This window comes from Leclercia sp. J807 (assembly GCF_009734465.1).
Classification (GTDB): Bacteria; Pseudomonadota; Gammaproteobacteria; order Enterobacterales; family Enterobacteriaceae; genus Enterobacter.
In genome coordinates, this window is sequence record NZ_CP046446.1 from 2,938,226 (window position 1) to 2,961,364 (window position 23,139).

Annotated in this window: 18 protein-coding genes; 4 read left to right on the forward strand and 14 right to left on the reverse strand. The window is 44.8% G+C overall.

Translation table 11 applies throughout. The annotated features are described in order from the left end of the window. Window positions 1-59: 59 nt before the first annotated feature. Genes GNG26_RS14090 through GNG26_RS14100 form a run of 3 tightly spaced genes read left to right on the forward strand, consistent with a single transcriptional unit; the run spans window position 60 to window position 3,476 of the window. Window positions 60-1,541, forward strand: coding sequence for a sugar ABC transporter ATP-binding protein (locus GNG26_RS14090; protein ID WP_156239186.1), 1,482 nt, complete (start codon window positions 60-62; stop codon window positions 1,539-1,541). Next, window positions 1,534-2,514, forward strand: a complete 981-nt coding sequence (locus GNG26_RS14095) for an ABC transporter permease (protein WP_156239188.1) — start codon at window positions 1,534-1,536, stop codon at window positions 2,512-2,514. The genes GNG26_RS14090 and GNG26_RS14095 overlap by 8 nt, the downstream gene beginning before the upstream one ends. Then, entirely contained in the window at window positions 2,511-3,476 is a 966-nt protein-coding gene (locus GNG26_RS14100) for an ABC transporter permease (protein WP_103822432.1), read from the forward strand. Before GNG26_RS14095 ends, GNG26_RS14100 begins: the two co-directional genes overlap by 4 nt. A gap of 6 nt (window positions 3,477-3,482) precedes the next feature. Here the strand turns inward: GNG26_RS14100 and GNG26_RS14105 are convergent, their stop codons facing one another. From GNG26_RS14105 to GNG26_RS14170, 14 genes are all read right to left on the reverse strand, one after another. Continuing rightward, complete coding sequence (locus tag GNG26_RS14105) at window positions 3,483-3,665, reverse strand: hypothetical protein (protein WP_156239190.1); 183 nt, start codon at window positions 3,663-3,665, stop codon at window positions 3,483-3,485. Between the two features lie 735 nt (window positions 3,666-4,400). Continuing rightward, entirely contained in the window at window positions 4,401-6,119 is a 1,719-nt protein-coding gene (locus GNG26_RS14110) for a LeoA/HP0731 family dynamin-like GTPase (RefSeq protein WP_156239192.1), read from the reverse strand. Continuing rightward, window positions 6,091-7,806, reverse strand: coding sequence for a DUF1269 domain-containing protein (locus tag GNG26_RS14115; protein WP_231604120.1), 1,716 nt, complete (start codon window positions 7,804-7,806; stop codon window positions 6,091-6,093). The genes GNG26_RS14110 and GNG26_RS14115 overlap by 29 nt, the downstream gene beginning before the upstream one ends. Continuing rightward, window positions 7,799-8,578, reverse strand: coding sequence for a hypothetical protein (locus GNG26_RS14120; RefSeq protein ID WP_156239194.1), 780 nt, complete (start codon window positions 8,576-8,578; stop codon window positions 7,799-7,801). The genes GNG26_RS14115 and GNG26_RS14120 overlap by 8 nt, the downstream gene beginning before the upstream one ends. 32 nt (window positions 8,579-8,610) lie before the next feature. Further along, the gene (locus GNG26_RS14125; protein WP_156239196.1) at window positions 8,611-9,648 is read right to left on the reverse strand and encodes a PD-(D/E)XK nuclease family protein; all 1,038 of its coding nucleotides are present in this window, start codon (window positions 9,646-9,648) and stop codon (window positions 8,611-8,613) included. Between the two features lie 118 nt (window positions 9,649-9,766). Next, window positions 9,767-10,276 (reverse strand): hypothetical protein, encoded by a 510-nt coding sequence (locus GNG26_RS14130; RefSeq protein WP_231604122.1) that lies wholly within the window; start codon window positions 10,274-10,276, stop codon window positions 9,767-9,769. A 281-nt stretch (window positions 10,277-10,557) separates the two neighbouring features. Next, window positions 10,558-11,685, reverse strand: coding sequence for a PD-(D/E)XK nuclease family protein (locus GNG26_RS14135; RefSeq protein WP_156239198.1), 1,128 nt, complete (start codon window positions 11,683-11,685; stop codon window positions 10,558-10,560). Between the two features lie 103 nt (window positions 11,686-11,788). After that, entirely contained in the window at window positions 11,789-12,148 is a 360-nt protein-coding gene (locus GNG26_RS14140) for a hypothetical protein (RefSeq protein WP_156239200.1), read from the reverse strand. A 173-nt stretch (window positions 12,149-12,321) separates the two neighbouring features. Then, on the reverse strand, window positions 12,322-13,077 hold the full coding sequence (locus tag GNG26_RS14145) for a M48 family metallopeptidase (protein WP_063160151.1): 756 nt from the start codon (window positions 13,075-13,077) through the stop codon (window positions 12,322-12,324). Then, entirely contained in the window at window positions 13,074-16,358 is a 3,285-nt protein-coding gene (locus GNG26_RS14150) for a type I restriction endonuclease subunit R (RefSeq protein WP_156240198.1), read from the reverse strand. Before GNG26_RS14150 ends, GNG26_RS14145 begins: the two co-directional genes overlap by 4 nt. A gap of 70 nt (window positions 16,359-16,428) precedes the next feature. Then, window positions 16,429-18,213 (reverse strand): cold shock domain-containing protein, encoded by a 1,785-nt coding sequence (locus tag GNG26_RS14155; RefSeq protein ID WP_156239202.1) that lies wholly within the window; start codon window positions 18,211-18,213, stop codon window positions 16,429-16,431. A gap of 22 nt (window positions 18,214-18,235) precedes the next feature. After that, entirely contained in the window at window positions 18,236-18,919 is a 684-nt protein-coding gene (locus GNG26_RS14160; protein WP_000779012.1) for a YecA family protein, read from the reverse strand. Next, window positions 18,916-20,094, reverse strand: coding sequence for a restriction endonuclease subunit S (locus GNG26_RS14165; RefSeq protein WP_063160147.1), 1,179 nt, complete (start codon window positions 20,092-20,094; stop codon window positions 18,916-18,918). Before GNG26_RS14165 ends, GNG26_RS14160 begins: the two co-directional genes overlap by 4 nt. Next, window positions 20,084-21,607, reverse strand: a complete 1,524-nt coding sequence (locus GNG26_RS14170; RefSeq protein WP_063160146.1) for a type I restriction-modification system subunit M — start codon at window positions 21,605-21,607, stop codon at window positions 20,084-20,086. The genes GNG26_RS14165 and GNG26_RS14170 overlap by 11 nt, the downstream gene beginning before the upstream one ends. 307 nt (window positions 21,608-21,914) lie before the next feature. Here GNG26_RS14170 and GNG26_RS14175 point away from each other — a divergent pair, with 307 nt between their 5' ends. Then, window positions 21,915-23,057, forward strand: coding sequence for a hypothetical protein (locus GNG26_RS14175; protein WP_063160145.1), 1,143 nt, complete (start codon window positions 21,915-21,917; stop codon window positions 23,055-23,057). Window positions 23,058-23,139: the final 82 nt, after the last annotated feature.

Below are 23,139 nucleotides of genomic sequence, written 5' to 3' on the forward strand. Positions count from 1 at the left end.
CACGCCCTGCTGCGATGGTCGCAATATGGGCGTGCTGGGTGAGCCCCTGAGAGGTAATAATGGAGCCGTTTATTTCACTGGGTCATATCAGCAAAACGTTCTACGGTGTGAAAGCGCTGGATAACATCGACCTGACGCTATTTCCCGGGGAGGTCCATTGTCTGGCCGGGCAGAACGGCTGCGGCAAATCGACGCTGATTAAAATTATTTCTGGCGTCTATAAACCCGATCCCGGCTTTCAGATCGTCATTGACGGTAAGCCCCGCTCCCACCTCTCCCCCATCGACTCGGTGAAAGCCGGGATTCAGGTTATTTATCAGGATCTCTCTCTGTTCCCGAACCTCACCGTGGCGGAAAACATCGCTATCCACCAGCATCACCATAACCTGCTGGTGAATAAGGGTGAGATCCATCGCATCGCCGCGCGCACCGTGAAAAGCATTGAGGCGGAGCTGGATCTGGATGCCAATGTGGAGTCTCTGCCCATTGCCCAGCGCCAGATTGTGGCGATCTGCCGGGCGCTGGCCCAGGAAGCCAGGCTGATTATTATGGATGAGCCCACCGCCTCCCTCACCATGCAGGAGGTAAAAGGACTGCTGCGGGTGATTGGCGATTTAAAGAAAAGGAACATTTGCGTCGTGTTTGTCAGCCACCGTCTGGATGAAGTGCTCTCTATTTCCGACCGTATCAGCGTGCTCAAAAATGGCACCCTGGTTGGCACCTGGCCTGCCAGCGACATCAATAATAAAAAACTCGCTTTTCTGATGACCGGTAAAGAGTTTTCTTATGCGTTATTACCGCCGATAGAAAAACTTGGCGACGTAGCGCTGAGCGTTAAGAACCTCACTAAGCAGCACCAATACACCAACATCTCATTTCAGGTGCATCAGGGTGAGATCCTCGCCATTACCGGATTACTCGGTGCGGGAAGAACAGAGCTTTGCCTGAGCCTGTTTGGGCTCACACAGCCTGATTCCGGGGAGATCGTGCTGGCAGGCAACGCGGTGCGCTTCGCCAGCAACCGGGATGCGATCAATGCCGGGATTGGCTATGTCTCCGAAGACCGGATGAGCACCGGCCTGGTGATGGAACAGTCCATCAACGACAACATTATCTCTACCGTGCTTCGACGGCTTAAAACGCCCTTTAAATTGTTAGACAGAACCAAAGCGGACCGCGTCGTCGCCGATTTAGTCGAGCAACTGAGCATTAAAATTGGCAGCGTCAACCTGCCGGTCAATACCCTCTCCGGGGGCAATGCCCAACGCGTGGCGATAGCCAAATGGCTGGCTATCAATCCCAGGGTGCTGATCCTCGACTCCCCCACCGTCGGGGTGGACATTGCCAATAAAGCGGGGATCTATCAAATCATCTCCGCCCTGTCGCGCCAGGGGATCGCGGTGCTAATGATCACCGATGAGATCGATGAAGCCTACTTTAACAGTCATCGCATTTTAGTCATGCGCAAGGGTGAGATCGTCGCGGAACTCCTCCCGGAAAAGACCTCGGAAGCCGCGCTGGCGGAGGTGGTTAATGGTTAATAAATTCGGGATCAAAACCCACGAGCTGTTTTTAAGCCTGACCATACTGGTGATTGGCGGCTACCTGTCGTTTGCCAGCAGCGACTTTCTGACGCTCGGCAATATCTACGATCTGATCAATAACTACGCCATGCTCACTATTCTGGCCTGCGGCTTGTTTATTGTGCTGATTTCCGGCGGGATCGATATCTCCTTTCCGGCCATGACCATCATTTCACAGTACGTAATGGTGACGCTGATTCAGGGTACCACCGGAAACTTTGCCCTCGCGTTTGCGCTGGCCGGGGGGCTGGGATTGCTGCTCGGGTTGATCAACGCCACGCTGGTCAACCGGCTCAACGTGCCTTCCATCATTATCACTATTTCAACCCTGAATATTTTTTACGGCCTGCTGCTCTACCTGACCAAAGGCGTCTGGCTCTACAGCTATCCTGAGTGGTTTGAAGAGGGAGTGATGCTGTTCAAATTCACCGCCGCAGATGGCTACGACTATGGCTTAAGCCTGCCGATCATCACCCTGCTGGCAGTGGTGGCGTTAACCGGCTTCATCATGAATAAAACCAGCGTCGGGCGGATGATTTATGCCATGGGCGGCAACCGGGAGGCGGCCTCCCGCATGGGATTTGGCATCTTTAAAATGCAGCTGTTTGTCTATGGCTACATGGGGCTGATGTCCGGCGTGGCTGGCGTGGTGCAATCCGCGACCGTCTTAACCGTCGCGCCCGACTCTCTGCTGGGCTACGAACTGACGGTACTCGCTGCCGTGGTGTTAGGCGGAACCAGTATCGTCGGCGGGCGCGGCACCTTACTCGGCACCCTGTTAGGGGTGATTTTACTCGCCGTGCTGCAGAACGGTCTTAACCTGTTAGGGATCTCTTCGTACTGGCATACGGTCGTTACCGGGGTGGTGATTGTCACCAGTATCAGCATGACGGCATGGAGTCAGCGTAAAGGTCAGGGAGTCATAGTATGAGCGCCAATAAAACTCAGGATCGCGTCGAGATTTACCTGAGCGTGTTAATCGCGGTGGTGGTGATCGCGTTCAGCTTCCTGATACCCTCGGTCTTCTGGTCAGCCGCTAACTTCCAGTCCATTGCCTCGCAAATGCCGATCCTCGGCGTGCTGGCCCTCGCGATGGCGGTGACGATCCTCACCGGGGGGATCAACCTGTCCATCATCGCCACCATGAACGCCTGCGGTCTGGTGATGGCCTGGGTCGCTACCCATTATCCCCCAACCTTCAGCAGCATGCTGCTGGTGATTGCCGCCGGGTTAGTCATGGCCCTGGCGATCGGTTCGGTGATTGGATTTTTGGTCGCCGTGGTGCGGGTCTCGCCGATTTTAGCCACCCTTGGGATCATGACCCTGTTGAAAGGCATTAATATCCTTATCTCCAAAGGTTCGGCGATTTCTAACTTCCCTGACTATATTCTGGTGATTAACAGCACCAATATCCTCGGCATCCCGCTGCCGCTGCTGGTCTTTCTGGCGGTGGTGGTCGTATTGTGGGTGATCCTCGAAAAATCCGCTTTCGGGCGCACCCTCTACCTGATCGGCTCTAACGAGCAGGCGACCCACTACTCCGGGATCAATACCCGTAAAACCCTTATCTGGGTCTATGTGCTCTCCTCGGTACTGTGCGTGATTGCCGCCCTGCTGATGATGTCGAAACTCAATTCAGCCAAGGCCTCTTACGGTGAATCTTATCTGCTGGTGTCGATTCTGGCGGCTGTGCTGGGCGGGGTAAATCCGGACGGAGGCTTCGGTAAAGTCTTTGGCATGGTGATGGCGCTGATTCTGCTCCAGATGCTGGAGAGCGGCCTCAATATTCTGGGCGTGAGCAGCTACATCACCATGGCTCTGTGGGGCGGCTTGCTGCTGGCGTTTATTTTCCTGAAGGGGGCGCAGATCTCGCGTCTGTTTGGTAAACCCTGATCGCCGCTAATTCTGCTCGCTGCGCCGGTTGGTGTGGTCGTCACTGCGCTGTTGGCCCTGATCATCATCCTGCTTATCATGGCGGATGGGATGGCCCTGGCTGTCATAGATGATATCGTCATCGCCCGCAGCCCAGGCGCATGATGCAGCGAATGTCACTAACGCGGTAATCAAGGTCAGTTTGTTCATTTTGAACCCCTCGCGAAGTTGTCGTTATTAGCGAGTACTACCTTTTTACAGAATAGTTATCCGTAACGCGAAGCGGGTCGTAAAGAAAGGTGATTAATTCCGGTGTATACGAGGAAAGTTTGAGAGGGCGATGAATTTCAGGCACAAAAAAACCACCTTTCGGTGGTTTTACGACACTGCTTATTGCTTTGATTATTCTTGTCTTTCCCATGGTAGCCGGAGTGGGACTTGAACCCACACAGCGCGAACGCCGAGGGATTTTAAATTCTACGCCGAATCATGGTATTACATAGCGATTCATTGCAAAACGCTGCAGGTGTTGGCCAGCCTTCTTTGCAGCAGTTTGCAGAAAATGGATAGCGTTGTATTACGCTGAGCACAGAAACCGCACAGAGTCCTACGGAAAAGAATCTGACGTTCACCACAATGCCGTACCCCTTCACGAACGTGTAGTGCTCCGATCGTGCATTTGATGAACGACATTCAACTACATTCGATGAAACAGACCGCCGGTTATACTGATTGATTCACTGAGTACGACGTACTGCGCATAATAAATCACGGAAAAACAGGATGAAATCAAATACATGAATTTAGGTGTAATAAAGCATTAGGGGGGATAACACAGTTAACATCCCCCCTTGAATGCTCATTTACAAATGATATGCTACCCTCAATTCAACTATGACTTGTAGTACCCAACCGTTGTACCGGAAGATATTACCTGTTAACCCATCATAGTGATGAGGATACTGATAGTTCCGCAAGTTGAGTTTGGAATAGACTCAATTTTTGCTGGCTATCACGGATTGCCTGACTTTTTTCTGTCAGTTCTTTGACCACTTTTTCCATCTCTTGAATCTGCGGAGCAAAAAAGGCAAACGTTTGTTCCTCGGAAGACAGTAGATCATAAAGATCTTTGAATGGCACTTTAATAATTTTTGCCAGCGAAGCTTTCACGTCTTCTAACTCTCGCTCCCTCTCCCGTTCTTTATAAGCGTCCCACAAATCTGAACCTATCGTAAACACTGCCCCCGCAGGTCCGGCCCACTTTGATATACCAGCGGCCAGTTTGGTGGCCTGCCAAGGTTGGAATTTATAGACATAGCCCGTCAACTGACCAATCGTATCACGTGCAGCAAAAATGGTTGTTTTGAGTGTTTCTGGACTAATTTTCGATACGCCCTTAAAAACTCCACCCAAAGAACGGAACGCTCCTTCACTAACACCGCTTAAAAAGCTTTCACTGGAGTTCAATTGACGCGTGATATCATCGGACAAACGCTGAGTGACTGCTGTCGACTGTTCAAAATAGCGATCAACGGACAGCTTTATTCTCAGATGTAGCTTAAAGCCAACCCCCTCTTCTGTGTACCCCAGCTCATCATCCAAAAATGGGCGGATATCTTCCAAACTGAGAGGACGCAGCTTACCCATGAGTTTGTTTTCCATCTGGTTCAGTTCATCAAATAACTCACCCGCCAGACGCTTAACCTCTGCCCTACTCTGGGTAATATCTTTACGAAAACGACCTGCATCCTCATCGGTTTTCGTCACAAACATATTAAGTTCATCAAGCTGTAAACGGGCCTGTGTGACACGTTGCGTGACAATATCTTTCACCACGTCCATTCCGGTTTTAGCCAGCAACACCTCGGGGACATTCGACTTCAGAATTTTGGCAGCCGTAAATTTAAGATCATTTATACGGGAACGACTTTCATAGTGCTCAGGCTTGCTGAACCAGAACGGTAAACCGCGCCCATTTGGATTTGAGGCAATACAAACAATATTCAGTTGCTCACATTCCGTCGTGTTGAGATTTGCAGCGCGTTGTAGTTTACCCTTAAGATTCTCTTTTTTAATTGCTGCCTGCTCATCAAACAGGACCTGATTCGTGAGGTTAGTCACTTCATCCATTTTGTTAATAACAAAAATGGTTGATGCCAATTTATTCAGATCACGAAGGACCCATTTAACAATATCGCTATGGCTCTCTTTGAGTGGGTTAGTGGCATCAACAACGTAAAAAATAAGATGCGCTTCAGAGATATACCGCTTTGTCAGGTCCTCATACATCACCTGTTTACCATTAATTTCACGTTTTTTATCACCAAAAAGACCGGGAGTATCAACAATTTCACACTGGCCTGGGAGTCCTACCGGTTTGTAAATACTTAGCCGATCTGACGATTCATCCATGGAGATATTCATATCTTCCATAATTTGACCCAGCCAGGCTGCAATGACACTGGTTTTGCCATCAGAAAACGCTCCCAACAAGGCAATACGCAGAACATCAGACTCAACGGCATTGATCGCAGCGCTAATTTTTTGCAAGTCATCGCCTGTATCAATATCCATCTCACCCAGCGTTTCTAACATACCGCGCAATTTTAAAAGCGAATTAATAGCCGCCTGTTTTTCAAGGCTGAACTGCTTGAATTGTTCCATAAGGCATATTCTCCAGTTGATTTTTTAATTTTGTAACTCGGGTAATTTGTGCTTCAAAAATAGAAATTGGTTGTAGCAAGGCTGCCTGCATATTGTTTACTTTTTTGAGCAAGTCACCCTCAAGTTCTTTAGTTACTGACGTAACCAGTTTGCGTACTTCTACTGCCACGTCATCTAGAGCCTTATCACGTTCAAGCTCCAATTGTTCACGCACCTTTCCCTGTGCTTTACGGATTTTAGATGCTTTGCTCGTGAATAAACCGTATGCAAACATTATCGCCCCTACTACAGCACCTATAACAGCGCCGGGTATAGCTCCTATGCCCATGAAACTAGCGCCAATAGCAGCCCCTGTCGATGCATAAGAGCCAATTTTGGCTACCAGCGAGCCGAAATCGCGCAATCCGAGGTCATATCCCAGCACCATGTCACTGCCAAAAGAGAGGCTTCCACTACCTGAGAGGGTTGCACGCTGCTGAAACACAACATGCTCAATATCCTCCATCAAGCGGCTTACAGCTTGCAGCATCTGCTGTTGCAATACCTTTACGCTTTCATCAATATCCTTGCGCACTTTTTTTTCAACCTTGGTGCTCCTTTTTTTATACTCCTGCTGAATCCGACGTGAAATAGCATCTTTATCACCAAAGTCCTCTTCAACGATATTATCACTCGCCTCAAGTAACTCGTTAAAAAGAGTGTTCACGTGATTTCTACGTGTATTCGCCATTCGCCGTCGAAACTCTGAAATTGCATTTTTGGATGCAACTATACATTTTTCAAATTCAGGCTCTGTCTTTTTCATAAAACTTTTGTGATTAGCTAACTGCTCTTGCAGCACCTGCAAATATTGCCCTAATATTTCACGAACTTTTCCTTTATTGCTCTCGACAATATCCTGCTGAAAGGTAGTCACTTTACTCCTAATCGTCCGTGCGACAGCGTCAATCTGGCTAAATGTCCGCATATCCTGACGCGTAGGGAATGCATCAAAAAATTCCTGTTGAGCAACCCCAAGATCAAGATTTCGTGCAGGAACTATAGTTGAACATTTCGAACCGTCATCATAAGCCAAGGCAGAAAATGCAAGTAACCCCTGAACGCAGTGTCCCTTAATCAACACGTCTTTCCCTAATACGGCACTGAGCACGTCAATTGTCTGACTCAATGCACCACTTGCACCTCCATGTTGATCGAGAGACTGACGATCCTCTTCAAACTCATAATGGTCTGAAAATCCACGCACGTTAATTAGTGGATATACCTTTGTGCCATACTCTAGGTAAGATTGAATTTTTTTTGCAGTCACTGTTTCTGGTTTTTTGTTGGTACCATTGACGTAAACTACCATATGCGCTTTCGCTATGGCATCTTTAACCAGATGTACATAACGTGACTCATTTCCTTCAATTCCGGGTACATCAATCAGTTGAAAGACTTTGTCTTTGACATGAAGGTTATACTGAGTGTTGCCTTTGGTGAAATCGGCCTCACCCGTACCAATAATTAATCCATCGACACGATTTACTTTATTTTCTAACTGTACAAACTTAATGATTGAATGGATTAGGCGAGACAAACTTTGATCGAGCAATTGCTGAATACTGAGTGCTGACTCATATTCTCTGGAGGGGACAACATCAGGTTGTACCGCGTTATCATCAATAAGTATCTGTGTGTTATGCATAATTAATGCCCGTAAACTGATTTATCAGGAACATCAACCCCGAACCAATAAGCAAACTAATAATAGCGGTTGCCAACAGTTTGATACGTGTTTTACCATTGATTTGCTTTTGCAAAATTTGCAGCCGCAACTGACTTTCATTTTCTTCAAGACGTAATCGAGCTTGGCTCTCTTCCTCTTCTACTCTTACTCTGCATGCACTTTCATTCTTTTCAAGTTGAAAACGAAGTTGGCTCTCTGCTTCTTCTATTTTTAACCGAGAGACACTTTCATTTGAGATAATTTCCTGTAAATGCGCCGCAGACAAATTAATACCTTTTATTTTATCGGCAACATCAATGTAAACTTTTCCTAAATCACTTCGGAGTTGCGTTAAGTTAGCTAGGATCTCCTGCTCAGCCTGTTTTAGATCATTTTTATTTTTGTGCAATAAATTTTGACGGGATGTTTCGTTAAACAGTATTCGCAGTGACTCGATAATAGTGCTTTTACCCGCATTTGTTTCACCAAAAAATGCAAGCGTGAATTTATCCCACTCAGCATGATGTTCGAGATAAGACAATTTCTGGTTAAAAGTATACTGTAAATTTTTCAACTCTGCTGTCATAGCATTAAGTTGCTTTTTACCGTCTTCATTCTCGACATGAATTTCCGATATATCGGACAATGTATCTTCAATACTCTGTCCTACTTCGGCATAGAGTTTGTTAAAATCTTCAGCTGTACTCATGTTATCTCCCATCATTTTTTCGTCACCAACTAACCGTCCCATCTGTATTTCATACCCGGTAAAAACTTTTACTTTCAGCCCGACAAATCCCCAAAAACATTTATAAGATCTCTATTTCGTTGCATCTCTTCATAGCTAATTGCATTATTCAAGATCAATTCAGCATCTCTCAATGTACTGACAGTGCTTTTAAAATTGAGAATTCCTTCTGAATCGGTAATAAGATAATCTCTATCAGATATACCTACAGTCATGTACATTCCACTACCAAACCGAAGTGGTTTACAAACTCCAATGGAAACATTGAGTTCCTTCGCTGCCTGCATAATAAAAAAATTCCATTTATTTCTCAGCGATCTTTTACCATCATTTTTATTAACTGCTATTTTAAAACAAAGTTTATTCTCTTCCAATTGAATATAGCGGTCACAATCATCGCCATAATTGAAATGCCACCAGAACCCAATAAATCCTCCACTTGGATTTGCGACATAATCCCAGTCACCATCAAAGTTCTCTTGCAAACACTTATAAAAGCCAACCCAACAGTAATAGTCCCAATCAACTACTGGTGTATAACTGAACCTCATCACTGCCATTTCTTTATGTTCAAGATATCTGAGATAATCTAATAAAATGCCATTATCCCCTTGATAAGAACTAAGGATGCCAATCATTTCGCTCCGAGTAATTTGATAATAACCATATTCATTTACCCTATCATAATTACTTTGATCTTCACTCTTATAATAAATTGATACTACTTTATCCTTACTGAACCCCCTGGATATAATATTATCATAATATCGTTTAAGCTGATCGGAGTGATCATGAGTCCAGGTTTTGTCTTCAATAATTACTGCATATTCTTTATTGATGACGCAAAGAACATCAATGCCGTAATCTTGTTTTGTTACGGTTAAATTTTTAATTTTTTTTGGGAGCGTTAATGATTTCTTTTCAAAAATTGCGGATAAAAACTGACGCGCGCACGAATGCATTTCTCCATCGGTCACTGAAAATTCGTCATGTGCCCAACAAAGTAACCAACAAATGAATGCATCCTGTGATAATTCACTTGTTGCATAGGAAAATAAATTTGGTCTGTTCATATTAAATTTCCCTTAGACATTATCTATTCCAAATTTAAGAAACTCCAGTCAACTACTTCCCCACACTATTAAATCCAATTGTGCTTTACCACGTACTGCCTTGTTCTTGAGTTCTAAATCACAGACGAACAGGTGAGTAGATCCCTTCGACACTACAACTGTCTCCGTCATCAAATATCAACTCGCCACTACCATAACTATTCACGTCCAGGATTGCCTTTTCATTGAGAGCCAGACTAAGGCACATGGATGTCTTTATATTATTATCTGTACCATAAATTTCATACCAGTTGTCCTCTTTTTTCGAGACCTCCACCTCATATTTACCTGTATTAATATTAACTTTGCCAAAGACATCCGCTACATCACAGGAATCCTTGCTATCTGTAAAAATTAATTTTTTATCATAACCATCGATTCTGAGATATGCGTCTTCAGAATAAGCATAAACGTAACAATATTTAGTATTAACGTATACATCTTTCCCACTAATTTGATATACATTACCATCCTTCCTTGTGACATTTATCTCCCATGTATTTGCATTCGCATAACATGGAGAAAAAAACATGATTAATGATAACAGGCCAATCTTAGAGTTGGGTTTTCCAAAATTTTTAAGAAACAAGATACCCCTTCGAGAATAATTAGAAATATATATAACAACATTTAGTCAAGTAGTTTTTTAATGATGAATTTAATGCCATCTTTTGCATCATTAAATATTTACAGGCGAAACTCCACTACACCATGGACAATTAATCTCAAAAGTCGTTCTACTGCAAGTATCACACTGATAAATCATTTGAATATTCTCCTTTTATTCCAATATCTGTCTATTCGGCGCTTCAATTACCAACCTAATAATCCATAATTTAAAAAAGATCGTCATCACTCAGTCATATTACTTTATGTTCTTATTTTTGAGTCCATCCACTTAGTCATATCCTTGAGAAGAACCAGTGCATCTTTTTTGCTTCTCGTATTCCCCCAAAAACTCAGTTCAAGCACTTTCCCCTTCCCAGTAATTGATACTTCGTAGTCCTCAGGGCTAGCTGTTGGAATGAAATCTCCAGCACTTAAAGCAACTCTTATTTCTTCTTTTAGTGCATTAACTTCAGGGTAATCATCTGAATGTATCCATCCATATACGTAGAACTCAGCTTCATCTCGACCATCCTCTGAAGGGCGATAAACTAACGTAATTCCTGTTTTACCTTGCCCCCAGCATCCCGGCATCAGATGAATTGCTTTATAGTAACCCTTCCAGTTATTAATACCTGTTGCAATATGAATATCAGGCAATACCTCTGAGACAACCGATTTAGCTTCCTCGGTGATAGCATTTTGGTACATTTCCAGCAATTGAACCGATTTTATCAAAGCCGTGAAATTTTCAGTGACAAACTCCACATTTTTATCAGATACCTTATCCATACTAACCTCACTCAATTTTTTAAGATGACTTAAAAACTCCTGATAAAAAACAGTCCACTTGCTGAACCCTTGATTCATCATCTCCAACCCCAGACGTCGGATGGCGGTTTCCAGCAGCAGTGAATAATTGATAAGTTGCCAACCGTCTACGCCTTTAGCGCTGTTACCGTCAGGCTTTATTATACAGCGAAATAGTTTTTGATTGTTGCCGCCGTAACTATCAATGAGACTTACATAGCTGGGAAAAGGATTATATGTATCAGCCAGAACTTTATGCTCAATACCTATAATGAATTCATCATGTCTGATAAGAATATCAATATATTTCCCATCTTCTGTTCGGGCCTCTCTCATTAACTCCAGAGAAGTGAAATCAATTTCATCAACATCGAGGGAATCATCCAGGCAACATAGCAATGCTTTGAGCAACCATGGCGGCACCATTTTCTGGGCTCCCATAAACAAAGCCATCAAATCCGTAGTTGGATTTTCGAGATATCCGGAACCTCCCAATTCAAAGAAATTGAATTCAATATCATCCTCAACCGAGATGCCTTTCAGTTGTTCAATAAATTCGATAGCCAACGCTTCAGAATGCAATTCAACCTCCCTTTAACAATCATATTTACTATGCCATTTATTTGATATTTCAGTTATTGAAAACTGACACTGTTAATCAATATCCATGCAGAAAACTAAAACATTATTCATTAATCCTTTTGCGGGCAATATCTATCTCTATCGCCATTTTAATTTCATCTTTCTTGGATTCTATAATCCTGATATCTTTTTCCATACTTTCAATTAAAGCATTAAGTGTTTTTATTTTTTCAGGATCAGTTTCATATTTTAACTTTACCTCCGGTTCATTCATTTTCATTCTTATTGCATGAATTTGTTCGTTAAGAGGTTTTGTCTTTTCATTTATGATTCTGTTTTTCTCATTGAACCAATGCATGCCTTCATTAAAACGTTCCAGCCCGGCATTTGTATCATTTAGCACCCTGGCTACAACATTTGATACTTCTCCTGATTTACTCTTTCTTTTACCGAGAAGTTTCATTAATAATCCAGAAACAACAATCACCGGAATAGCCACATAAGTTAAATAGACACCAACATAGCTGACAGTTAGTAATGTCAGGACATAAAGAATTAGAGTGGTATAAAAAATATACTTTGATACTGAATACATAACTTCCCCGATTAGTTTCTAAATTAGAATAAGCCCCAAAATCACATATCAGTCAACAACATCCCCGCCATCCCATCCAGTCGCTTCTTGACCTTTTCCCACCCCGGCATGACCTGCCCCATCAGACGGTAAAACTCTTCGCTGTGGTTGTGCTCAGCCACATGGCATAACTCATGTAGCAATACATAGTCGATACATTCTGAGGACGCTTTCACCAGCCATGGATTCAGAGTCAGACAGCCTTTTGCAGAGCAGTTACCCCATTGCGTTTGCATCGCCCGCAGACGTATCGGCGGACGCTCATTAATCCAAAGGGTCTGCGGTATCAGTAAATCAAGCCTGCGTTGAAAGACATCTCTGGCGCGTTCCCGATACCATTCGGCCAGCAACGCTTTAACTTTTTCTGCCGATTTGTGCCTGACCGACACTTCCAGTCGCCCACGCAACATTTTCACTCGTTGCGGCTCCGTAGCGTCTTCTGTCACTTTCAACTGATATTGCTTTCCAAGATAGTAATGGCTTTCTCCGCTGACATACTGACGCGGAACAATGTGTGTCTGCTGCTCCCTGAAATCACGCAGTTGCTGATAGATCCAGCGCCCACGTTTTTTCAGCGCAGACAATACCTCGTGCTCCGGTGTTTCAGGCGGTACAGAGGCCACAACCCGGCAGTCCGGATAAACCTTGATGAGCACCCTGCCCTTTACGACCTGACGCGGAACACACTGTACGGTGATGACCTCATCACCATAAACAATGCGTAACGCTTTCACTGCTGGCGACTCTTTTTCACTCATGATTTCATCAAACCAACGCGCAGTATCTGGATGATAGTTTCCACAATACGGTTCACCTGGATCATTCCAGCCCCTATCTCCCGGCAGGACGTAAACAGCAGAGGTAAAAGATTTGTCTTGACCGCTTTCTCTATATCCTGAGGGTTCAGGGAATTTTCTGCTACTGCTTTGACGATAATGCTGTCCACCTCAAAGGCCAGCTTCGTCCACTTCTCCTGCACCTGAACATCGTTTACCGCAAAAACCTCAGGTAGCTCTTTTTTAAATACACCGTAATACGCCTGAGCATACTTGTTCACCGCCAGTGCATCCGGGATGTCGCTGAGCTTACGGGCTTCAACTTTTTCTTCAAACTCCCGGAATAGGAGATACTGTTTTAGTGGATGGTCGAACAGTTTTTCTGCTTCTTCGATAGCCATGCGCAGGAGTCTGGAAAATGCCTCCTGAGCGTACGGGTCATCACGCAGCTCCTGCTCAATCATCTTCGTCACACGGGTTTTAATGATGTCGGTTTCATTGCGGGTTTTATTGTTATCCCACTCTTCGGGTTTTTCGCTCTTGCCCATTTTACCGACTTCATACACGCCATCCGGTTCACGAACCTCAACGCCAGTGACATGCTTATCCAGCAGTTTTTTCACCTGCTCGGCGTAGTCGTCATAATTGACCTGCTCTCCACTTACCTGCATTGCCCACTGGCGAAGGCTGGACATCTGTTTTACGGTTTCTTTATAGAGATTTCGGTCTTGTTCCGTAAAGCTCTTGTCGGTGAAGAAGGTAGCGGACTGCAGTGCCACTTTCAGGCATCCGGCAAAGGCCGTTAACGCCTCGAAGAAATCATCACGGGTTTTCTGATGGATATCGACCATCTCTCCGTCACGTTCTTCCATTTTAGGCACCAGTACCGCACGTAACTGCTCAGTATCATTTTTGTTTTTAACACCGGCAAATATGGCCCACAGCTGGTTATACAGATGCGGTAGACGCTTGTATTCAGAGCTCATGGCGCTGTACAGCCCGTCAATATCTTTGATGTCGTATCCGCCCTGAGTTCGGGAGGCGAGGTCCTGATATTTGCCGATAGTCGTGTCCAGTTCAGCCAGAATGCCGCGATAATCTATCAGCAGGCCAAACTTTTTCAGTGGATGCAGTCGGTTTACCCGGGCAATCGCCTGGATAAGGTTATGGGATTTAAGCGGCTTGTCGATATACAGCACGGTATTCTTTGGTTCATCAAATCCAGTGAGCAGTTTATCGACGACAATCAACAATTTAAGCTTATCATCGGTATCGAAACGACTGATGATATTGCGGGTATACACGGACTCATCCTGCGTGCCGACGTTATCCTTCCACCATTTAGTCACTTCCGGCAGTTTGCTTTCATCCACTTCGGTATTCCCTTCCCGGGTATCCGGCGGGCTGATAACTACAGCTGACTCAAACAACCCGGCTTCATCAAGATACTTTTTATATTTGATGGCGGAAATCTTGCTGTCGCAGGCAAGCTGGCCTTTCAGCCCCTCATCAATATTCCTCGAGAAGTGCGTGGCGATATCTAACGCAATTAGACGGATGCGGTCATCTGCACTATAAACCTCACCCTTACGGGCATATTTACGCTTAAGGTCGGCTTTTTGCGCTTCTCTTAACCCATCGGTAATACGATCAAACCAGGCATCTATTGCCCGATCGTTAACCTCAAGGTCGGGAATACGTTCTTCATACAGCAAAGCTGTAACGGCTTTATCTTCTACCGCTCGCTGCATAGTATAAGCGTGGACAATCGGTCCGAATTTATTGGTGGTCTTATCTTCTTTTAGCAATGGCGTACCAGTAAATGCCACAAAGGCTGCATTCGGCAGGGCCAGTTTCATTCGCACATGATTCTCGCCACCCTGGCTGCGGTGTCCTTCATCAATCAGAACGATTATGTCGGGGCTGGTATTGACGCATTCAGGCAATTTTGTCGCTGAGTTAAATTTCTGGATAAGGGTAAAGATTATACGTTCTTTACCAGAGCCAATCTGCTGTGCCAGCTTCTGACCTGAGGTCGCCATCGCTTTGGCCTTATCATCCTTCCCGGCCAGTTCTCCACCAGAAGCGAAAGTACCGCTGAGTTGCCCTTCAAGATCGACACGATCAGTCACCACCACAATACGACACTGCTTCAGGCTGTCATGAAGGATCAGCGCCTTGCTGAGGAACACCATGGTGTACGATTTACCTGACCCCGTGGTATGCCAGATCACCCCACCTTCCCTGCCCCCATCCGGTCTGCGAGTACTGATGCGTTCCAGCAGTCTTTTTATGCCGAACACCTGCTGATAGCGAGCGACTATCTTCCCTGTCTTTTTATCAAACAGGGTGAAGAAGCGGGTCATCTCCAGCAGACGTTCCGGCGAAAGCAGGCTGATAAGCAACTTATCCTGTCCACTGACAGCCAGTTCACCAGCGGCGATTAACTGCTGGTACCAGTCGAGATCGGCTGAAGGACGATGATCAAACAACGCATGAATTTGTTCAGTCGATAACTGATGGTTGCGCAGAGCATACATCTGAGGATCGGTTATATCCTCTTCGCGCCATGCCGCCCAGAATTTCATTGGTGTATGACAGGTACCATAGCGTCCGTCATGCCCGTTAATTGACAGTAATAACTGGCTATAGGTAAAGAGCTGCGGGATTTCATCGTTGAACTGGTTGCGGATACTCTGGGATATCCCTTCGTCAATGGTTGGCCCTTTCTTGCCATGACCAGCCGGGCTTTTCGCCTCAATAACAGCCAGCGGGATACCATTAACAAAGCAGACAATATCTGGCCTCCGGGTTTCGACACCGCCTGACCGCAATACCGTAAACTCTTCAGTAAAGTGGAACTGGTTATTTTCCGGATGTTCCCAGTCAATCAGCGCAATGGTGGGGTTCACCTTCTTGCCGTCGATAAATTCCGTGACGGCGATTCCATAAAGCAGGTGGTTATACATCCGCTCATTGGCTTTCAGCAGCCCTTCATTCAGCGCCGGAGAACAGACCTGCGATATCAGGTTATCCAGTGCCTTTTCCGATAACTGGCAAGTTTTACCGCCCGCCATAAAGGAACGCTTCGACAACGCCTCACGCAGAACCGGACGCAGCACCACCTCATCCTGTTTATAGCCCCGATAACCCATAATCTGTTTCGGGGGTAAAAACGTCCAGCCGAGGCTGGTCAGTAACGTCAGTGCCGGGATTTTGGCGCTGTATTCTTCCTGGAATTTAGGTTGGTAGTGCTTATCCACCCGGTAATCCTTCTTGGCTAAGAGGTGAAACTGTATGTCTGTACGGACATACTCAAAAATGAGCGAAGACTTATGATGAAAAGAACGGCGAGTCCCGGTAAAGGCGATCATACTTGGCCTGTTCTGTTTCACCCTTGTTTACATTACCAAATTTCTCCTGATGCGTCGTACAGCAGGAACCACAGGATGCACAAATAAATCGTCCTTCTGAACATTTTTCATGCAAATCTCTGGCGTCAATTATTTCGCTGCATTTGTAACCAATACAGTGATTAATGTAATGCCCGATACCAAACTGTTCGCAGGAATGACTGGCACATTTAAAGACGGTCAGGCGATACGCGGCCTGGAAAGGTTGTTTCACAAATCCTTTCGACTTTGTATCCCAGACGCTGACTTCGACACGAGCATATTTCATATCTGGAACCATCAGCACCCCACAACTTCGGCAATGCAAGCGGGAATGTAATTCTCTGATACGATTGAAATACCCAGCCAGTTTAATTGGGAAATCCCGCTTAGAAGGTTCGCCTGCAATCAGATAGGTCATGCCATAGTGGGCAAGCCAGTCATAAATAGTGAAGTCGATGTAATCCCGACTGAGGTCGGGTAGTACCTGCGGATCATGGCAGATTTTCGAACGACAAAGGAATTTTTTCTCTATCGTTCCGTCAGGTTGTTTTGCATTCCAGTGAAACGCCTCACAGGATAATTCTAAACTTGGGAAACGAATTTGTAATGAACTACATTGTGGGAACAATTTGAAAACAGAAGGATGATTTACCGGAATTTTACCCGACAAGACTCCGTGCCATATCTCATGCAGAATAATACTCAGAACGGACTGTTCATCGTTGCGCCCAAGCAACGGTAACAATTTACTCAGAATGAAGTATTCAGGATCAGAAGAAATTTCAGTATTCGACTCGATATCATTAACAAAACTGAAATCTTTCCTGAACATCTTCTGTTTAATCAAATACGTATTGATAAAAGGACTAATCACGGAATGTTTATAAAATTGCTCTCTCGATGAGAATTTCTGCTGATAGGCATCACGGACAAATGGTTGTATATCCATTTTATTTTTCGTGAAACTACGTCGAACAAAATTCTCTATATCATCATGCCGATGTTCAAGAATCCGCTCGCTACTTATACAATCGTAAAATGCCAGGTAGAGAATAGCACTTATAGATATATGGCTGAGTAATTCATTGATGATGTCCGATGTTGAAGCCCCCTGGCAATCCGTAGCCGCAGAACACCTTTTCACCCAAACAGCGAACTGATCAATGTTATTATCGATAAATGACGAAGGCATGACCGCAGGAGATATTTGTTGTGCGGTCAAATCATCAAAATTCTTATCAGAAGCGAAAAGTGCAAACTGGTTATCGTAGTTACGTGATTTTAAAAATAGCGGCAAGACTTTTGTAGCAGCTATATCACTGGTAACTAACCGAATTATAGCCCTTTCGCCAAAGGACTGAGTGAGAAAATTAATAACGCAGTCACGATAACGCCAACGAGCGAAATCAACGCCCTCCTCAATAATAGCCCGGAGATATTCAATAAGGAGCTCAGCCGTCTCCTCATCTGTTTTATCAAGAATGTGAACATTAAAAGCCGTAGGCTTACCATTTTTACCTATACCTTCCCTGAACAGCACCGGTGCATTGTCAGCGGGTGTATAGTTCCGGCTTATCTCATTCTTATGAAAAAACAGCTCATTACCATTCTCTGATAAGAGAAAGCCAAAGTTATTCTCCCGATCCGTTTTGCTGTTGTAGCCTCCGAACCAGAGAACATTTCCCATGTACCACCGGGAACGATCCAGATTGTTCACTGCCATGAGCAAGCCCCCTTCCGCTTTGTCAGTGCAGGCAGCACTTTTTAAATTTTTTACCACTGCCACACTGACACGGGTCATTACGACCGGGCAGTTTTTCTGCCCCCTTCACGGGAACAGGCCGGGATGATGCCTCTGACATTCTCACCGACAACCAGTGCTGGTAAAGCGCCAGTGCCGCAGGCTGAATGAGAGTAATACTCTGTTCAAATTGAACAGGTGACATTTTCTCAACCACTGGGAAGTTCTTTTCAATACCATGAAGGGCTATCGCCTCCAGCGAGGGACGTAAGGCCTCTGGCAAGGCTGACCAGTCATCCAGAGACCGGCCTTTCATATACCCGAAACACCACTCTTCGACGATGGTATATGTCTTCCCCTTCACCTCACGTCCATTGAAAATCGGTTCAAACTGTTCAGGGGCCTCATACAGGCAGCCAGCGATATCGTTCATATGCTGAAAACACAGCCCCACAAAACGCGTCATCTCTTTTTCAGTGGTCCAGCGAGGGTGGTAATCACCTCGCCCCCAGATAGCACTGAGCCAGGTATTAGGGGAAATCGTATTCGGGCCAGAGACAATCGCCGTCAGAAAGCCATCCAGCTCAGAGAAACAGAGCACAGAGTCATCATTGCCGTATTTCATCAACACCTCTTCCAGCCAGTCGATTTCCCGGTCAATCAGCGGCCCGCTTTTCGTCAGTTTCATTCGGCAACCGCCTCATCGACCTTAACACGACGTTTGCCAGTCAGTAGCTGTTGCATCAGGGCTTTTTTCTCATCTCTCAGGCAGGCGAGTTTTTTCTCAAGTGTGTAGATTTCGGCGTCGGCTGCGGACAGCACGGTGGCGATCTTTTGTTGCTCTTCGATACAGGGCAAATTAATGATATGCGTTTTAATGTTTCCGGTTATTTGTGGTTGACCGGAACCGGATATTAAATACTTCAGATCACTGCCATTCAGAGTATAGAATAGAAATTTTTTACTCACGTAGGAATAGTTATCCGTATTGATAACCATTGCATTTCCGGTAATCCACGATTTTGCTTGAGTCCAATTGACTATGCCGCATGTGCTACCCCGGCAAGTTACGGCTATTTGTTCAGTTTCGTGGTTAAACTCTTGATAAAATCCAATAACTCCATTTGCGCCATAAACTGGATACCCCGAATCAGACATCATAGACTGGGATATTGTTTTTGGTTGATAAACATCAGCTACATCTGAAAGAAGTTTTTTCTCCCATTTACCATTAAACCTCACCCCATTCTCATCCAGCAAGCGTTTTTTCCCGGTAAGCAATTGCTGCATCAGGGCTTTTTTCTGCTGCTGACTGTTGGTGAGAAGCTTTTCCGTCACCGAAATCGCCTTATCCCAGGTTGACAGGATTTGGGCGATTTTCTTTTGTTCCGCCAATGGGGGGACCAAGATACAAACCCTAGCCAAATCCTTTTGCCCAATATTTGCTCGAATAGCACCCTGTCCCAATTTAACAACTTGACTTCTATAGTTTTTCGATTGAAACAAAAAAACCGAATAAGCTGGATCTATTTGGTTTCCCTTAGGACGAGCTCTAATAACAAATCCACCAAACGTAGCAATAGCATTATCAAGGTAAATTGCTGCTATTGCTATTTCATCAAACGTTTCAGACGTTCGATTAAATAGCACATCACCATACTTCAGCTGGTAGCCTTCAAGTTGTTTATCTGTAACCTGCACTCGACCAATAATTTTAGATTCTGTAAGAATATCATTTCTAAAGACATCCATAACGTTCACAAACTTATAACCGTTGCCATATTGTTCTTTTTCAGTGTTCAAGCCATTTTTGAACTCAAACAGGCTATCTAAAGAATTTTTTTCCCACCCCTTAGGCACCATAACCCAACTCCTTCAGATAACCCGCCATCTCCGTTTCCAGATTCGCCAGTTCCACCTTCAGTTGCTCACGTTCAGCACGCACGGCCAGCAAATCAATCTCGTCTTCTTCCTCGAAAGTATCAACATAACGTGGAATATTAAGGTTGTAATCGTTGTCCTGAATCTCTTTCAGGCTGGCAAGATAGGCGTATTTATCGACGTTATCGCCATCACGATAGGTCTTGACGATTTTCTCGATGTTTTCTGCGCTGAGCTGGTTCTGGTTTTTTCCAGCCTTAAATTCACGGCTGGCGTCGATAAACAGCACCTTGTCATCAACTTTCTGCTTTTTGAAAATCAGAATCGCAGCCGGAATCCCCGTACCGTAGAACAGTTTTTCCGGCAGACCAATTACCGCATCCAGCAAATTTTCGTCGATCAGTTTCTGGCGAATTTTACCTTCGCTGGAGCCACGGAACAGCACACCGTGTGGTACCACCACGCCCATACGACCCGTTCCCGGTTTCAGGGTTTCGATCATATGCGAGATAAAGGCGTAATCTCCTTTAGTCTTCGGCGGTACACCGCGACGAAAACGGCCAAACTTATCGTTCTCAGCCTCGTCATGGCCCCACTTATCCAGGCTGAACGGTGGGTTAGCGGTCACGATATCAAACAGCATCAGGTCGCCATTTTTATCGAGCAGTTTCGGGTTACGAATGGTATCGCCCCACTCGATTTTATGGTTGTCTTCGCCGTGCAGGAACATGTTCATTTTCGCCAGCGACCACGTGGAGCCAATCGCTTCCTGACCAAACAACGCATAATTACGGCTGTTATGTCCGGAGACAATTTTACGTCCGCACTTCATCAATAACGAACCAGAGCCGCAGGCCGGATCGCAGATGGTATCACCCGGTTGCGGATCAAGCAGTTCAGCAATCAGGTCTGAAACTTCTGGTGGGGTATAGAATTCCCCGGCTTTCTGCCCACCGCTGGCGGCAAAGTTTTTAATCAGATATTCGTAAGCATTACCGATGACATCCAGCGTACCTACACGGCTTGGCTTCAGGTTAAGATCTTCACCCGCAAAGTCTTCCAGCAGCTGGCGCAGGATGGTGTTCTTCTGTTTTTCTTCACCTAGGCGATCGGTGTTAAACGAAATATCCTGGAACACGCTTTTCCCGGCGTCTTTCAGTTTGGTGCCATTAGCTTCTTCAATCGCATGCAGCGCTTGGTCGATGCGCTCACCATTGCCCGGTTCATGACGACGTTCATACAGCGCATAGAAACTGGCGCTTTTCGGCAATACGAAACGTTCATTCGCCATCATGGCTTCAATGAGTTCTGGTGCATCACCATACTGTTTTTTATATTCATCGTAATGATCCTGCCAGACATCCGAAATGTACTTGAGGAACAGCATAGTAAGGAGAAAATCCTGGTACGTACCAGCATTGATGGTGCCACGGAAGGTATCACACGCGGCCCACAGGGCTTTGTTGATTGTATCCTGACTGATTTTGTCGTTCATGAGTCATCCTGGTATGAAGAAAAGCTAGCGATGCAGGGCTTTGCATCGTAAAAAATTGTGGTAAATGATACCTCAAGAAACGCCCATGGACACACCTGAATCACAGTATCTTTACGGGAATTGTCCACCTGATACCGACAGATGACTTACTAATCTCCTCATGTTTACAAGTTAACAAATTCTAATGATATTAGCAGGATAGACTCAACGTAAGCTATGGTGTAAAACTGCCGTTGGGGTAATGTTATACTCCCTTAACTCTCAACCGGGCCACCCTACACGGCATTGCATCACAAAGGACTTTATTATGTTCGAAACTTATCTGGATCTATCCAACCGCAATGCTAAAAACGCACGCCTTCTCGCAAACTATCAACCCGATATTGATGCCCTGTCTGATCTCTTCTCTGAAACTGATTTGCTAAATTTGATGCTCATAACCGATTCAAATGGCGATATATGGATGAAACCCTCGAGCGACATAATCAACGTCATCAACTCATCGGCGATAATGTCTAATCAGATTAATTTTTTTCAGGATACAACTGTTCTGAAAAAATGGTGTGAGCTTCAAAGTAAGGAATTTTCCAGACTGGCAATAGAGATTTATGCTCATAAATCTACTCGTCAGAATAAAATACCCAAGCATGTAATTGATAAACTAGATGTGTTTATTAAAAATGAATTTCGTTATGTAGAAATTTATGACCACCCATTACTCATGCCTTTCATGGAATTACTTGCTGAGATGGTCACCCCTGCAAAGTTTAGGACCCTCGATAGTTTTTCCTTTGATGGTAAGAAAACCATGCGGACATATGTCAGATCAATTAAATACTATAAATTGTATATCACAAAACACTTAACATCAGATGATTGGCTCAATAAATTTCTTGAAATTCCAGAACTTAAACCTGAAGAAACATCCTGGTTAGTTTTTTCTCATTTTTGTGCCAAATACCTTTTCAATTTAATCAGTAAAACACTCGATGATATGAGAGCGAAGATAATCATTGCCAATGATTATCTTCACCACCCCAACATGGTCATGTTAATCATATTGGCCATGTTACCTTATGAGGTGATGCAACCTGTCATACTCCGCGAAAAATATAGCAATACGCTTACCAGTCCAGATACCTTTATTGTGAAAAGCACGCTTCATCTCGGTAAAGCCAATCTGACAGGATATATAAAGGACGTTCAACAACTCATGCGTAAAGCCTACATCTATATCGCTTTACTGCTGAATCCTGGCTGGGGCCCTACCGCAAAAGAAATTGGCTATTTCATGGAGGGAAACAAACATTCCGAGGTCAAGGGATTTTTAAATCTCTCTCCTATTACTAATTCCAAGACTCCGTCTCCTCGCTCTATGATTAATGATATTACCCTGCTCGGCAAAGAGAACTATATCGATAAACTTATGGCACTGGTGCGCAATAAATAAACACATAAATTATAGCAGCCTGATTGCTTGGCCTTTCTTTCTTATTCTCACCGTTCGCCATCGATGCAAATTGAAATGATGA